This window comes from Mycobacterium sp. TH-M11, from assembly GCF_057473725.1.
Genome location: NZ_JBYCLD010000247.1, coordinates 1 through 13730, shown reverse-complemented (window position 1 = coordinate 13730; position 13730 = coordinate 1). Strand labels below are relative to the sequence as shown.

The following is a 13730-nucleotide window of genomic DNA, read 5'->3' as shown; positions in this document are numbered from 1 at the left end:
GGTGGGACGCGCGCCAGGATTGCAACCGGTGCGCCAGGCCAATCCCGGGCTTGCGATCGGTCTCCCGCCGCGACACTTCGACCGCGAGAATCGGTGCTTGCCGTAGCCTCGCCTCTTTGATCGCCAGTTCGACGACCAGATCACTGTCCGCCGAGTCGTTGACGGCGGCGACGATCAACGGGCTCCGTCGCGTTGAGCGGTCTTCGTGACTGCGAATGATCGCGACCGGGCAGTGGGCCGCGTCGGCGATCTCGGCGGCCGTCGAACCCAGCAACGCGCGCGCCAACCGGCCGATGCCCGTCGAACCCACACATATCATCGCGGCATTGGCCGATTCGGCGATGAGTATTGCCGCGGGATCGCCGCGCACAACCTCGGTTTCGACTTTGACCGGTTTTCCCGTCGCTACCACCGCCGTGCAGGCAGCCCTGAGGGCCGTTTCCGCATATTCGACTTCCATGTTGACGTTGCCGACGGCGCTGAACGGGGCGGGCTCAACCAGTGCGGTAATGGTGTGCACCAGGCGAAGCGGGATCTCCCGGCCGATGGCCTCCTCGACTGCCCATTCCGCGGCCCGGATGGCGGCTTGGGAGCCGTCGATGCCGACCACGACGGCGGCCTGCTTGGTGTCGGTGCGGTTCATCGATGGCTCCTTCTAACCGTTCAGTTCCAAGACGTCGGCAAGACCTCGTCGTGGTGTCGGCGCCGGGGCGTTTTCGGTGGACGGTGACAAACCCACTCGGATGAGGACCTGCGGCGCGGCGTCACCATCCACCAGCGCCTGAACCAGATCACGGGTGACGTGCAGTTCGGTCAGATGCGTCACCGGGCAGGTGGCCAGGCCGTTGAGCGTGCACTCAAGCAGGATTGCCGAGAGCGCTTCGCCGGCCGCCAGCGCGTCGGCGCGGGTGTCGTGATCGGTGGACAGCAACATGATCGTGGCGTGATCCTCGGGAATCGCGGAGCGTCGTTCGGGTTGGTGAGTGGCTGGAAAGGCCCGGTTTATTCCGACCCGCCCGCTCTCGTGCTGCGAAACCAGTGCGCTGTAAGGGATTCCTTCGGAGGCCTGGTAAGGCGCTGTCCACCAGTGGAGTTCGTCGTGGTAGGTAATGTCGTATAGCCGCAGGTCCTCCGCGAGCTGGGTTGCATACGCCAGTCGGGGCCGCGCGTCCTCGGGCAGAACGTCGACGTGCACAGTCGTTTCACCGGCCGCGGCTACCACTTTGGGTTCGATGAGGTCCCAATTCGTCGGTCCGCTGAAAGGTAGCCGGTCGGTGTGACGGACCCAGATGGCTTGGGCCCGCCGCAGATCGTGGTCGGCGACATTGTCGGCCGCGGTAAAGGTGAGCGACGCCAGGTGATCGGGATTCGCCGGGTCGGGGCACCGGTCGATGTGCGGCCGCCAGCCACGTGCCAGCATCGTCGTCCGCAGATGGTCGAGAGTCGCGCCGCAACTGATCACCGCCTCGCGCGCCCGGTGATCGGTGCTCAGCACGCGACTGCGATCGAGGAACAACCGCAGTTGGCCGCCGTTGAGCACCCAGCGCCACGGCTGGCTGTTGTGCAGTGACGGAGCGCGGCACGCCGCTGTCACCGCGTCCTCGATGACTTCGGCTTCCACCACGGTGGCAGGCATGGTCGACCTCCAGTTCGGCTGCTTTCAGAATTGCGCAGGACCAGGCCCGTGGGCAGGGCCATTGGTCATCTGGTGAGCGCCATGAGACCACCACGCTGTTTCGGCCGTCGCCAGACGGGTACGACGTGACGATGAAAGCTGTCACCTGGCACGGCAAACGCGACGTTCGCGTGGAGTCGGTGCCCGACCCGAAGATAGAGAAGCCGACCGACGCCATCATCGAGGTAACCTCGACCAACATCTGCGGTTCGGACCTGCACCTTTACGAGGTGCTGGGACCGTTCATGAAACCCGGTGACATCCTCGGGCATGAACCGATGGGCATTGTTCGCGAGGTCGGCGGCCAAACCGGCGATCTGCGGGTCGGTGACCGGGTGGTGATTCCTTTCCAGATCTCCTGCGGGAAATGCTGGACCTGTAACCAGCAGCTCTACACCCAGTGCGAGACGACTCAGGTCCGCGAGCAGGGGATGGGCGCGGCGCTGTTCGGCTACTCAGAGCTGTACGGTCGAGTTCCCGGTGGCCAAGCCGAATTTTTGCGGGTACCGCAGGCCCAATTCACGCACATGAAAGTCCCTGACGGACCGCCCGATTCGCGCTTTGTATATCTCTCCGATGTGCTGCCGACGGCGTGGCAGGCGGTGGCCTACGCCGACCTTCCCGACGAGGGTTCGGTCACGGTACTGGGGCTGGGGCCCATCGGAGACATGGCCGCTCGCATCGCCGATCACCTTGGCTACCGGGTGATCGCCGTCGACCTGGTGCCCGAACGACTGGCCCGCGCCGCCGAGCGCGGCATCCAGACCATCGACCTCAGCCAGATCGACGACCCAGTCGGCGACGTTATCCGCGAGTTGACCGGCGGGCGCGGTACCGACGCGGTGATCGACGCGGTCGGTATGGAGGCGCACGGTTCGCCGTTGACCAAAACGGCGCAGCAGATCACCGGTGTGCTGCCGGATGTGTTGGCCAAGAGGCTGATGCAAACCGCGGGTGTCGACCGGCTCGGCGCGCTGTACTCGGCGATCGACATCGTGCGCCGCGGCGGCACGATCTCACTGATCGGTGTCTACGGCGGAATGGCCGATCCGCTGCCGATGCTGACGCTGTTCGACAAACAGATCACGCTGCGGATGGGCCAGGCCAACGTCAAGCGCTGGTCGGACGACATCATGCCGCTGCTCACCGACGACGATCCGCTCGGCGTCGACACCTTCGCCAGCCATGTCCTGCCGCTTGACGAGGCGCCGCACGCTTACGAGATCTTCCAGAAGAAGCAGGACGGCGCGGTGAAAATGATGCTGCGGCCCTGAGCGCGCGGGACTCAGCCGCGGCGCGGCCTTGGTCAGCAACAGGCTGACCGCTTCCTCGTCGAAGCATTTCTCGGAGGCGATCGCCCGCCGCGCCCGCGTGACGAAAACCGCCGCCCGGGAGAACTTCTCCTGCAGCGAACCGCCGCGGTCCATCGCGAGGGACATCTGTCGGTAAAACTGCTCGCTGGCGTCAGCGCGAGTCAAGGATCAGCCCGGTGGTCGGCACCCCGGTGCCGGCGATGGCGGTGTTACCCGCCAACAGTGAGCGACTCACGCGCCGGGCCCATCGACCAGGCTCACGACCGCCGTGCCGGAGACGTGATTACCGAGGCTGTTGGCGGCCCGGAAAGTGACCTCGAGGAAGTTCTCGCCGTCGGAGCCTTCACTCTTGCCGGTGACCTCACCGGTGAAACGCAGCGGATCGTCCGGAAAGCACGGCACTCCAAGGCGAATCGCCAATTTCGTGATCATCGCCTCGGGGCCGGCCCAGTCGGTGAGAAACCGGACGCAGTATCCATTCGACGTCAGGATGTTCATGAACAGGTTCGGCGAGCCCTGCTTGTTGGCGTAGGCCGCGTCGTGGTGCACCGGCATGAAGTCGCGGGATGCGATGGCGCCGGCGACGATTATCGTGGTGGTCACCGGTATCTCCAGCGGAGTCACCTCGTCGCCGACGTTGATGTCGGCCCACTTCAACGTCGACGTGCGGGCTTTGGCGGTGGCCATAGCGATCCTTCCTGAGTGGCGCGACGCCCCAGCGCATCACGGGTCAGCTTGCTGGTGGTCTGCTGCTCTTCGGAAAAGGTCAAGTCCATGTCACCCTGCCGACCGGAACTGTTGCAGCACAGGGCCCTTTTCACCGGGCCCGGGCTGATGGTCGGCGCCAGTCGCGGTGCCATCAGTTCGCCGGCTTGAACCGCAGGACCCGGAAGCGCTGCTTGCCGAGTACTTCACCGTGCTGGTCGGTGTAGGTCAGTGCCCAGGTCAGGAAGAACCCGGTGCCCAGCGCGGTGGTCTTCTCGTCGGACACCTCCTCATACACCGACGTCGCGCTGATCACGTCGCCCAGCCTGGGGTAGCGGTTGATCTCGAAGTCGGAGTTGGTCGCCACGATGCTGGTGTAACCGGCTTCGTCGAGAAAAGCGGTGGGATTGTTGGTGATCTCGACGGGGGAGCCGCCGCGCTCGCCGATACCTGCGAGCTTCGGCGCCGGCATCGTCCAGGTTTGCAGCATTACCGGCGGCGACACGATGCCACCGAACCGGGACTTTGTCGCAAACTCCGGGTCGAGATAGACCGGGTTCATGTCGTCCAGCGCATGCGCCCAGTGCCGGATCATCGCTTGGTTCACCGGATCCGGTGCCACTGAGGGCTTTCCGGAGCCGCCGGTGGGCTGGCCGACAAGGGCCTTAAGTTTGCTGAGCAAGTCGGTGTCTGGCACTGACGGGAACCTCCTGATTTCGCGGTTGCGCACCGGGTGTTGAGCGAAGACCACGCGGATCCCGGACGCGCTCAATCCCGCACACGCGATTGGCGAGAAAAGGGACCGCCAGCATAGTCCGGGGCGTGGAGGGTAATGGTCGAGATCGACTTAGTGGTCACCCAGGTCTCCTCGCCAAGGGCAACCGTACAGATATCGTCCATCTGTCCGGCTATCTCTGCCTACTCTGTCTGCACCGGCGGTGTCAATACACCTGCCGTTAGTCCAATACAGCTGCTGCTGAGTCGAAATGGCCGCCCGCCGGTATCCAGCATTGACGACAGCAGCAGGACGGGTGTAAACCAAGTTGTCGAGCCGCCGGAAGGACACGACATGGCTGACCCACGCTCACTGCTCGACACCTACGCGGTCTACATCGATGGCCGGTGGGTCGAGCCTGACGGGGCCGGGGGCCGTTACCACGACATCAATCCGGCCACCGAAGTGGCGATTGCCTCGGTGCCCGATCCCAGCCACGCCCAGGTGTGCGACGCGATCGCCGCGGCCAGGGCGGCGTTCGACTCCGGGCCATGGGCCGACGCCGGGCCGGAACAGCGGGCCGGCTACCTCAATCAGCTCGGCGAGGCGCTGCTGGCGCAGGCCGACGCGTTCTACCAACTCGCGCAACAGGAATGGGGCTGTACCTCCAACGAGCGGGTCATCCACGTCGAAGGCCCTGCGTTTGCGGCGCTCAACGCGGCCGAACTGGCCACCCACCCCGTAGAAGAACCGATCGACGCCTATGGCGCCGCCGGAAAGACGCTGCTGCGCTACGAACCGCTGGGCGTGGTGTCGATCCTGACGCCGTGGAACTTCCCGCACACCCTCAACGTGATGAAAGTCTGCGCCGCGTTGGCCGCGGGCAACACTGTCGTACTGAAGCCGTCGCCGCTGGCGCCGCTGGCCGGCCTCGCGCTGGCCCGAATCATCGACGAGCACACCGATATTCCGCCAGGCGTGGTCAATGTGGTGACACCGACCGACGTCGAGTCCAGCAAGCTGCTGACCGTCGATCCCCGCATCGACATGGTCAGCTTCACCGGTAGTTCGGCGGTCGGGCGTGAGGTGATGACCGCGGCCGGGGCGAGCATGAAGCGGCTGCTGCTCGAACTCGGCGGCAAGTCGGCCAGCATAGTGCTCGACGACGCCACCATCGACGACGAGCAGCTGCAACGAATGTTGTTCGAGTCCTGCTCATTTCACGCCGGCCAGGCGTGCATCCTGCACAGCCGGCTGTTGTTGCCCGATCCGATCCACGACGAGATCGTCGACAGGCTGGTTGCTTTGGCGCAGTCGGTGAAGGTCGGCGACCCCACCGATCCGGAAGTCGCCATGGGCCCGTTGATCAGCGATGCACAGTGCAAACGTGTTCAGGCACACGTGAACCGGGCGATCGACGACGGCGCCAAGCTCGTCACCGGGGGTGGCCGCCCGCCCGGGTTGGATCGCGGCTTCTACTTCGAGCCGACGATTCTGACCGACGTCACGCCGGACTCGACGATCGCCCAGGAGGAGGTGTTCGGGCCGGTGCTGTCGGTGCTGCGGTACCGCGGCGACGACGAGGCGGTGCGGATCGCCAACAATTCGCAGTACGGGCTTTCCGGGGCGGTGTGGGGCGGCGACGTCGACCGTGCGGTGGCCGTCGCCCGCCGGGTGCGAACCGGCCAGATTGCGGTCAACGGTTTCGGTCCTGGCGGCGCGCCGTTCGGCGGATTCAAGCAGAGCGGAATCGGCCGAGAAAGCGGTGGCATCCTCGGAATTCGTCAGTACATGGAGCCGAAGGCCATGGGACTGCCAGCGTGAGTCGCGCCGGCGACGATGCAGAGCGTAGCGATGCTGAGGAGCCATGGGACCGCCGGCGGCGGTGTGTTGGACGGCCTTCGCGTCGTCGAGATCGCCGCCGAGATCTCCGGCCGGTACTGCGGCAAGCTGCTCACCGACCTCGCTGCCGCTCGCCGGTCTGAAAGTGTTTGACCTAAGCACCTTCTGGGCTGGCGGTTACCTTACCTGCTACCTGGGCGCGTTCGGCGCCGACATCGTCAAGCTGGAGTCGATTCAGCGACCGTACGGTTCTCGCAAGAACACCGGGCCGGCCGAAGTGCGCTGGACCCCGGCATTAGTGACTTCTGGCACTGCCGGGTGGATGTCATTGGCGCGCAAGGTCGTAGTCATGGACCATTTGTCGACCCTGGACGCGGGATTTCTGCAAGCCGAGGACGCCGATCCGCACATCAGCCTCGCCGTCGGCGCGCTGGCGGTACTGGACGGTCCAACGCCGGAATTCGACGATTTCGTTGCCGCTCTGGGCGCGCGGTTGACCGAAGTCCCACGGTTCAACCAGGTCCTACGCACTCATCCGTTGGATCTCGAAGCCCCCGAGTGGGTCGACGACGCCGCCTTTGACGTCCGCCACCATGCCCGCCGCGCGGCCGTGTTGCCGCCAGGTGATGACGCGGCGCTGTTTCAGCTCACGGCAAACCTGATGGAGCGCAGACTCGATCGGGACCATCCGCTATGGGAGTGCTGGATGATCGAAGGCCTCGGCGGCGGACAGTGGGCCCTGTTGATGAAAATTCACCACTGCATCGCCGACGGGATTGCCACCGCCCAGTTGCTCGGGCGACTCTCCGACGACCAGCGAAGTGACACATTCGCCCGCAAAATTCATCCGGTCCCGCCGCTGGCCGGTCACCAGCGACCGGAGTATTCCGAGTTCGACCCCCGTGCCTGGGTCGGCCGACTGTGGCGAACGTCGCTGGACGTTTCGGGTGCCGCGGCACGGGCGGGGGAAGGGATTCTGGAGGTCGTCACGGCGTTGACGCGTGCGGCACGGCCCACCGAGCTGAGCGGACATATCACCGGAATGCGGCGATACGCTGCGGTGAGCGTTCCGATGCGAGACGTGCGCAAGGTCTGTAAGGCCTACGGCGTGACCGTCAATGACGTTGCGTTAGCCTCGATTACCGATAGCTACCGCGCCGCGATGCTCCGTCGTGGCGAGCAGCCACAGGCGCGGTCGCTGCGCACGCTGGTGCCGGTATCGGTGCGGTCCAGCGACGCCCTCGACCATGTGGGCAACAGCGTGTCGCTGCTGTTGCCCTACCTGCCCGTCGAAGAGTCCGATCCGATCAAGCAGCTCAGAGCCGTACAGCGGCGCCTGACCCGGGCCAAGCGAAGTGGTCAGCGCCAAGCCGGCAGCGTTGTGGTCGCGGCGACGAATTGGGTTCCTTTTCCCATGACCGCATGGGCGATACGAGCACTGGCGCGCCTGCCCCAACGAGCCGTTGTCACGGTGGCGACGAATGTGCCGGGCCCCGAAAAACGACTGAAAGTCATGGGTCGGCCGGTGCTGCGGCTGCTCCCGGTTCTTCCGATCGCCCTGCGGGTGCGAACCGGCATCGCGATTCTGAGTTATGCCGACGAGCTGACCTTCGGAATAACAGCCGATTACGACGCGGCATCCGACGTGAGCGAGCTTGCCACCGGCATCACCCGGGCGGTCCGGCGGCTGGCCGCATCGGCCGCCGCGCAGCGATCGCCCCACGGTGAAACCCCCGATCGAAAGGGACCCGTCGCGCGCCGGGCGCGTAGCTGAGGAGTGACACCGTGTTGCTGCAAGGACTCAACTCATTACAGCGCGAGCCTTCGATCGAGCTGATGCAAACGGCTTCGGTGGGCCGTCTGATTTTCACCGAGCAGGCGCTGCCCGCGGTTCAGCTGGTCGACTTCCGTTGGTGGCGTGGGGATGCGGTGATTCGGATCACCGAGGCCGCGGTGCTGTCCGCGGTGTTGCGCAACCATGTGGTGGCATTTGAGGCCGACGAGTTGGGGACGGACCTCGATCACCGGTGGAGCGTCACGGTGGTCGGGCACTGCACGGTGATCACCGAGGTAACCGATTTGATTGAGCTGGCCGCCATGTTTCCTCGCCCGTCGGTTGGCGGCCGGCACGACTACTTCGTGCGGGTTCGCGCCGAGAAGGTGTCAGGCCGTCGGTTTGAGTGAACTCGGCAACGATCAGGTCGACGAGTCGCGATGCCGCGGCCGCGGCCTGCGGGGTCAGGCCGGTGCCGGGCGTGGTGTCGGTGACGTCGACGGTGAACAACACCAGTCGGTCCGGCACCCGGTCCAGGGCCCGACCGAGTGCGAAGGTCTGCGCCAACCCGAGGCCGTGTGAGCTGAGCGCGATGGTCGTCTCCAGTTCGGGCGCCTCCCAGCGCCGGATGCGGCCAACGGATGCGGCCGGTCCGGTGGCCGCGTCCACTACGATGGCGGCAGCGCGGGCTTGCGTCCGACCAGCAGCGCGCTGAGCGTGTCCAGCAGTTGGCCGCGATCGATCGGACAACCCTGCAATTGATAATCGACGGTGACATGGCCAGCGTGGCAATGTATTCCGGCTGGGCGTAGACCACCGAGGCGAACTCCGCCACGCGGCGAATTTTCGGAGCGCCTGCACGCCGCCGGATGTTGGGCAGGCGCCGACGGTCACCAAAACCTTGGAATGGTCTCGTATCTCCCTGATCCGTCGTTCATCGTCGGGCGTGGTGATCGAGCCCTCGACGATCGACACGTCGTACGGCCCACCGATCACCGTGCTGGAGGCTTCCAGAAAGGGTGTTGATCTTAACGTGCTCGGCGAGCGTCAACAGCTCGTCCTCGCAGTCCAGCAAGGTCAGCTGACAGCCGTCGCACGAGGCGAATTTCTACATCCCCAGCCGCGGTACGTTCACTTATAACTCCTTCACGCTCAGCAGCGGTGCGGCGACGTCATAGCCGACCACCGGTCCGTCGCGGCACAACAACAGTGGACCCAGTTGACCGTGCCCGCACCAGCCGATGCCGCACTGCATGTTCCGCTCCAGTGAGACGCGAATAGCCATGGCGGGCAGCCCATGTTGCATCAATACCGCAGCGGCGGACTGCATCATCGGTTCCGGCCCGCAGATCATCGCGGTGGTACGCCGTGGGTCGATCGTCAGCCGGTGTAAGGGCTGGGTCACCAGCCCGGTCTGCCATGGCCAGTCGGATCCGGCTGTGTCGACGATCAGCTCGGTGTCCAGCAGCGGGTTGTGCGCCCACTCGTCGGCCTCGTCGCGGAACAGGAAGTGTTCCGGCGTTCGGGCGCCGGCCACGACCCACAAACGCGCGTTGGCGCCGACCGGTGAAGCCCCGGTCCGGATGTGCGCCGGAGCCCAGCACGTTGCCGAGAACGTTGATCGCGGCCAAGTCGCACCCCCGCACGCCGAGGAAGGCATACCGTGGCGGCTCCTCGTCGGGTGCCCCGTCCGACGACCACACCCGCTACCGGGGCGGGTGCAGATACTGCTTCCAGGACTGCGGGCCGGCCGTATGGCCGAACAGCGCGTCGTCGTCGCGGCGGCGGAGTCGATACCGTCCGGGGCCGACGTCGACGCCCCAACCGCGCGGCAGGTCGTCGGCGGAGGTCAGTTCGGCCAACTCAATCGCGTTGTCCGACAAGGCCGGTCCGACAACCCGGTAGCCCCGCGCGATCAGTGTCGAGATCAATTGCGCCAAGCCCTCGGCGTCGATGACGGCAGCTGCCGCCGCTGGGTCCTGAGCGCTGCGAACCATGAGCTCATCGTTCACGCCGGCAGTGCTCGCGCGGAGAGTACAAAGTCCCCGAAATGCACAGGTCGTCAATGCGACCGGCCCGTCGTCGCAGAGCGCGGCCGGGTCGATCGGCGCTACGGGGCCTACGCATCCGGGCGCAGTGTTCCACTGGTCAGGGCGGAGGAGATGTTCGCCATCACCCGATCCAGCAGCGCCGCGCACGCCGTGCCGTCGTCGGCAACATCGCGCAATCCCCGGCGTCGCAGGTATGCGTGCAGCCGGCGTTCAATCGGCCATTCAGTGAAATGCCTGCCAGCGTAGGCGGAGCCGAGAAAACCCCAGGCGATCGACTCCAAGTCGGGGGCTGCGGACGAGCTGGCGGGTTGGCTCACTTTCACGCCTCGCCGGTTCGCCGTGCCGATTCCAGCAGTAGACGCTGTTCGGCTGCGGCTATCGCGCGCCGGGCCGCATCCGCGGCATCTGGATTGACCGACACCGATGTGATGCCGAACTGAGCTAGGTGCTCGGCGAATGCCGGATTGGTGGACGGCATGGTTTCTCCTTGCGCGGCGCTGGTCGACACCGCCGACGTTAGTGAGTACAGGCTGGTCGGGAACCGGCCAGTGGACACCAGTCGATGTGACGAAAGTCCCCCCTCCGCAGCGGTCACTGCGAGTCGGTGCCGGCGGCGAGCCAGAGCCGCTCGGCGGCCCAGACCGAGTCCGCCACCGGGCAGTCCGTGTCGATCCGGTGTGCCTCCGGCCAGTGCCGGCGGACCTGTGCCAACGCGACCGCTATCGCCGGCGTCGCGTCGGACACGCCGCCCGCCGGCCGGGCGGCAACCCGGCGCGCGGCGGTGGCCGTCGCGGTCTCGCACATGAATTCGATTGCCGTGGAATCTGTTTGGATGGCCAACTGCTTCGCTTGGCTGCGATGGTGCGGGTCGAGCCACGACGCATCGACAATCACCGAGTGGCCGCCAGCGAGCAGGGCGCGGGCCTCGTGCAGCGCTGCACGGTACACGGCGTCGACATTCTGCTTCGAGTACAGGCCGGTGTTCAGCACTCCTGTTTCGCCGCCGATGGTGCCCGACTCGAGCATCGTCCGCCGCACCTGATCGGTCGAGATCACCACGGCACCAACGTGATCGGCCAGCTCAGCGGCCAGAGTGGATTTTCCCGTTCCCGGTGCACCGCCGACCAACGCAAGTCGCACGCGACCCGCACGAAGATGCGCAAGCGCGATGTCCAGGTGGCGGGTTGCGTCAGCGGCCGACTCGGCGAGTCCCTGGTTGTACCGCACACCGTCGACCTTGGCCCGCACCAGCGCTCGGTAGGCGATGTAGAAATCCACCAGCGATTGCGGGGCAGAGTCTGACGTCAGCCGGGTGTAGTGGGTCAGGAAGAACTCGCCGAGGTCCGCTCGGCCCAGAAACTCCAAATCCATGGCCAAAAACGCGGCGTCGTCGATCGAGTCGAGGAATCGGAGATCGTCGTCGAATTCGAGGCAGTCCAGTATCTGCGGGCCGGCGGGCGGGCAGAAGATGTCGTCGGCGAGCAAATCGCCGTGTCCGTCCACGATTCGGCCGTCGCGGATGCGTTGGTTGAACAACTGCTCACGGCCGGCCACGAATTGCGCTGCCAGCCGTTGCGCCGCAGCGAGTTTCTGTTCATCGATGACCGTCCCGAGGAACTGCCGCATCTCGGCGGTATTGACCTCCCAGCGGTATTTCACAGCGGCGGCGGTGCCCTGCCTGTCGATCTGGGGGCCCCGCCGAGCGGCGGTGTGAAATGCCGCCAGCACCCGAGCGATCGAGCAAAGCTGCTCGTGCGCCGTTTGATCGTGCTGCACGATGGTGCTCAGCCGATGAGTTTCGTCCTGGCGCTTCATGACGAGCACCGGCTCATCTGCGCCCGCCCACGGAGCACACAGATGAGCGACGCCTAGATAGCTGTCCGGCGCGAGGCGGCGGTTGAGCTCCAACTCCCGCCGGCAGGCCTCCTCACGGCGTTCCGGTGTGCTGAAGTCCAGGAACTCGGTTCGAATCGGCTTCTTGATCTTGTAGGCCGCATCTCCGACGAGCATCACCAGACCGGTGTGCGTCTCGTGCATTACGGCGTAGGGGGGTGCGGACGACCGCACCGTGGACTGGACGCGTCCCATGTGAACAGTCTCCGGTTCTCGGCTCACCCGCGATGCGGGCCGACGTCCCTTACCGCCGGGCAATAGGCCGCGATGGCAGAGGACCAATGGCCCTGGATTGTCTGGGCCGAGTGCGCAAATGTCGGTAAGGGGTGGGAACGCGACCCCGTCGAGCGTGAGCCGCAGGAGCAAGTGATGTTCGAAACCTCAACGAAGTACGGCATTGTGGTCGGGATCGACGGATCGCCGGAATCCGATGCCGCCGTGCGCTGGGCCGCGCGTGAAGCAGTGGTACGGGGCGAGCCCGTCACGCTGATGCATATGGTGCAGCCGGTGGTTGTCAGCTGGCCGGTTGGCGCCGGCCAGGTCCGCGTCACCGAATGGCAAGAGGAGAACGCGCGACGGGTCGTCAATCAAGCGTATGCGGATGCCGATACAGCAATGAATCAGGATGAGCTGCAGGATATTCGGACTGAAGTGATGTATGCGCACCCGGTGGATGCGCTCATCGAAGCATCCAAGGCCGCCCGGATGATTGTGGTGGGCAGTCACGGCAGAGGGGCGCTCGGACGTCTTCTGATGGGCTCGGTGAGCTGGGGTGTGATCGAGAATGCGCATTGTCCGGTGGCGGTCATCCACGCCGATCTGGGCTCGACTGCCATCGATCCAGTCGCGCCGATCCTGCTGGGCATCGACGGGTCGCCCGCTTCGGAAGCAGCCACTGCGTGGGCATTTGACGAGGCATCGCGGCGCGGAGTGACGCTGAGTGCGTTGCATGCATGGAGTGATGTGGGAGTGTTCCCGATCTTCGGGATGGACTGGCGAGACTATCAAGGCCAGGGCGAAGAGGTGTTGGCCGAACGCCTGGCCGGTTGGCAGGAACGCTACCCCGACGTATCTGTCCATCGTCGGCTGGTTTGTGATACCCCGGCGCACTGGCTGATCCAGGAATCTCGACGCGCCCAACTGGTGGTGCTGGGCAGCCACGGCCGCGGTGGATTCGGCGGTTTGCGACTCGGATCGGTGAGCGCGGCGGTCGTCCAGTCGACGACCGTTCCGGTTGTCGTCGTACGTTCGTCGTAGCGCAATGGATTTGGACCCGTCATGACCAACGTCCCAGGTCTCGGGGACTTCGGCCGCTGTCGCGTCGGTCGGCCGACGTGATCGGATGGTTCTACATCTCGGAAATATCAACCTCGATGGGAGGTAGGACAATGAAGTCCTCGGATCTTCCCCGGGAGCGGACGCGGATGTTCGCCCGCGTGATGGGCCCGTATTTGGCCATCGTGGCGTTCTCGGCCGCAACGCGCCCGCAGGACATGCGCACGATGGTTTCCGGGTTTGAGGCAAACCCGTTGTGGTCGTGGGTAACTGGGTCCTTCATTCTGTTGCTCGGTCTGACGGTGATTGCACTGCACCCGTACTGGCGCGGTGCCCCGGCGGTGCTCGTCTCGGGTCTGGGCTGGCTGGTGGCGATCAAGGGACTGTTCCTGGTGACCGCATCGCACTCCTATTTCGCGATGGCCAACTCGGCGATCGATTCCACCGGCTGGTGGCGTTCCGGCGCCGCTGTCGAGGTGTTGATCGG

General features: G+C 65.4%; 14 protein-coding genes and 5 pseudogenes. 7 read left to right on the top strand and 12 right to left on the bottom strand.

All coding sequences use genetic code 11. The annotated features are described in order from the left end of the window. Positions 1–643: universal stress protein (locus AC2VOG_RS10365; protein WP_486939808.1), on the bottom strand; the 643-nt coding region annotated here is incomplete at its 3' end. A 12-nt stretch (positions 644–655) separates the two neighbouring features. Further along, a complete protein-coding gene (locus AC2VOG_RS10360; RefSeq protein ID WP_486939807.1) occupies positions 656–1636 on the bottom strand; it encodes an Acg family FMN-binding oxidoreductase in 981 nt (326 codons plus the stop codon). Between the two features lie 131 nt (positions 1637–1767). Between AC2VOG_RS10360 and AC2VOG_RS10355 the strand changes: the two genes are divergently transcribed. Next, positions 1768–2949 (top strand): zinc-dependent alcohol dehydrogenase, encoded by a 1182-nt coding sequence (locus tag AC2VOG_RS10355; protein WP_486939806.1) that lies wholly within the window; start codon positions 1768–1770, stop codon positions 2947–2949. 21 nt (positions 2950–2970) lie between these two features. Here AC2VOG_RS10355 and AC2VOG_RS10350 read toward each other — a convergent pair. From AC2VOG_RS10350 to AC2VOG_RS10340, 3 genes and pseudogenes are all read right to left on the bottom strand, one after another. Continuing rightward, positions 2971–3138: pseudogene (locus tag AC2VOG_RS10350) on the bottom strand (TetR/AcrR family transcriptional regulator); the annotation flags it as partial. A gap of 81 nt (positions 3139–3219) precedes the next feature. Beyond that, positions 3220–3675, bottom strand: a complete 456-nt coding sequence (locus AC2VOG_RS10345) for a MaoC family dehydratase (RefSeq protein ID WP_486939805.1) — start codon at positions 3673–3675, stop codon at positions 3220–3222. Between the two features lie 172 nt (positions 3676–3847). Further along, positions 3848–4390: a MaoC family dehydratase gene (locus AC2VOG_RS10340; protein WP_486939804.1), complete on the bottom strand. Its 543-nt coding sequence runs from the start codon at positions 4388–4390 to the stop codon at positions 3848–3850. A 372-nt stretch (positions 4391–4762) separates the two neighbouring features. On the opposite strand from AC2VOG_RS10340, the gene AC2VOG_RS10335 reads away from it, so the two are divergent. From AC2VOG_RS10335 to AC2VOG_RS10320, 4 genes are read left to right on the top strand one after another with little or no spacing between them, the layout of a single operon-like run. After that, positions 4763–6232 carry an aldehyde dehydrogenase family protein gene (locus AC2VOG_RS10335; RefSeq protein WP_486939803.1) on the top strand — a complete coding sequence of 490 codons (1470 nt, stop codon included), beginning with the start codon at positions 4763–4765 and terminating at the stop codon, positions 6230–6232. Positions 6233–6262: 30 nt separating this feature from the next. Continuing rightward, positions 6263–6403, top strand: a complete 141-nt coding sequence (locus AC2VOG_RS10330) for a hypothetical protein (RefSeq protein ID WP_486939802.1) — start codon at positions 6263–6265, stop codon at positions 6401–6403. Beyond that, on the top strand, positions 6396–8024 hold the full coding sequence (locus AC2VOG_RS10325; RefSeq protein ID WP_486939801.1) for a WS/DGAT/MGAT family O-acyltransferase: 1629 nt from the start codon (positions 6396–6398) through the stop codon (positions 8022–8024). Before AC2VOG_RS10330 ends, AC2VOG_RS10325 begins: the two co-directional genes overlap by 8 nt. 11 nt (positions 8025–8035) lie before the next feature. Further along, positions 8036–8434: a pyridoxamine 5'-phosphate oxidase family protein gene (locus AC2VOG_RS10320; RefSeq protein ID WP_486939800.1), complete on the top strand. Its 399-nt coding sequence runs from the start codon at positions 8036–8038 to the stop codon at positions 8432–8434. Between the two features lie 61 nt (positions 8435–8495). Here AC2VOG_RS10320 and AC2VOG_RS10315 read toward each other — a convergent pair. From AC2VOG_RS10315 to AC2VOG_RS10285, 7 genes and pseudogenes are all read right to left on the bottom strand, one after another. Continuing rightward, positions 8496–8666, bottom strand: a pseudogene (locus AC2VOG_RS10315) (hydrogenase maturation protease); the annotation flags it as partial. Between the two features lie 35 nt (positions 8667–8701). Further along, positions 8702–9105: pseudogene (locus tag AC2VOG_RS10310) on the bottom strand (NADH-quinone oxidoreductase subunit B family protein); the annotation flags it as partial. Positions 9106–9159: 54 nt separating this feature from the next. Further along, complete coding sequence (locus tag AC2VOG_RS10305) at positions 9160–9561, bottom strand: ferredoxin reductase domain-containing protein (RefSeq protein ID WP_486939799.1); 402 nt, start codon at positions 9559–9561, stop codon at positions 9160–9162. A gap of 4 nt (positions 9562–9565) precedes the next feature. Continuing rightward, positions 9566–10021: pseudogene (locus AC2VOG_RS10300) on the bottom strand (4Fe-4S dicluster domain-containing protein); the annotation flags it as partial. Positions 10022–10143: 122 nt separating this feature from the next. After that, positions 10144–10392 (bottom strand): hypothetical protein, encoded by a 249-nt coding sequence (locus AC2VOG_RS10295; protein WP_486939798.1) that lies wholly within the window; start codon positions 10390–10392, stop codon positions 10144–10146. A gap of 2 nt (positions 10393–10394) precedes the next feature. Continuing rightward, a pseudogene (locus AC2VOG_RS10290) lies at positions 10395–10553 on the bottom strand (hypothetical protein); the annotation flags it as partial. Between the two features lie 113 nt (positions 10554–10666). Continuing rightward, positions 10667–12163, bottom strand: coding sequence for a bifunctional aminoglycoside phosphotransferase/ATP-binding protein (locus AC2VOG_RS10285; protein ID WP_486939797.1), 1497 nt, complete (start codon positions 12161–12163; stop codon positions 10667–10669). 174 nt (positions 12164–12337) lie between these two features. Here AC2VOG_RS10285 and AC2VOG_RS10280 point away from each other — a divergent pair, with 174 nt between their 5' ends. Both AC2VOG_RS10280 and AC2VOG_RS10275 read left to right on the top strand, forming a co-directional pair. Next, positions 12338–13225 carry a universal stress protein gene (locus AC2VOG_RS10280; RefSeq protein WP_486939809.1) on the top strand — a complete coding sequence of 296 codons (888 nt, stop codon included), beginning with the start codon at positions 12338–12340 and terminating at the stop codon, positions 13223–13225. Between the two features lie 131 nt (positions 13226–13356). Then, a partial coding sequence (locus AC2VOG_RS10275; protein ID WP_486939796.1) for a hypothetical protein occupies positions 13357–13730 on the top strand: 374 nt, incomplete at its 3' end.

What these genes read in the sequence shown, in the direction of transcription:
- AC2VOG_RS10280 (WP_486939809.1), top strand. Translation starts at nt 12,338, where the DNA reads ATGTTCGAAACCTCAACGAAGTACGGCATTGTGGTCGGGATCGACGGA.
- AC2VOG_RS10335 (WP_486939803.1), top strand. Translation starts at nt 4,763, where the DNA reads ATGGCTGACCCACGCTCACTGCTCGACACCTACGCGGTCTACATCGAT.
- AC2VOG_RS10355 (WP_486939806.1), top strand. Translation starts at nt 1,768, where the DNA reads ATGAAAGCTGTCACCTGGCACGGCAAACGCGACGTTCGCGTGGAGTCG.
- AC2VOG_RS10360 (WP_486939807.1), bottom strand. Translation starts at nt 1,636, where the DNA reads ATGCCTGCCACCGTGGTGGAAGCCGAAGTCATCGAGGACGCGGTGACA.
- AC2VOG_RS10345 (WP_486939805.1), bottom strand. Translation starts at nt 3,675, where the DNA reads ATGGCCACCGCCAAAGCCCGCACGTCGACGTTGAAGTGGGCCGACATC.
- AC2VOG_RS10330 (WP_486939802.1), top strand. Translation starts at nt 6,263, where the DNA reads ATGCTGAGGAGCCATGGGACCGCCGGCGGCGGTGTGTTGGACGGCCTT.
- AC2VOG_RS10285 (WP_486939797.1), bottom strand. Translation starts at nt 12,163, where the DNA reads ATGGGACGCGTCCAGTCCACGGTGCGGTCGTCCGCACCCCCCTACGCC.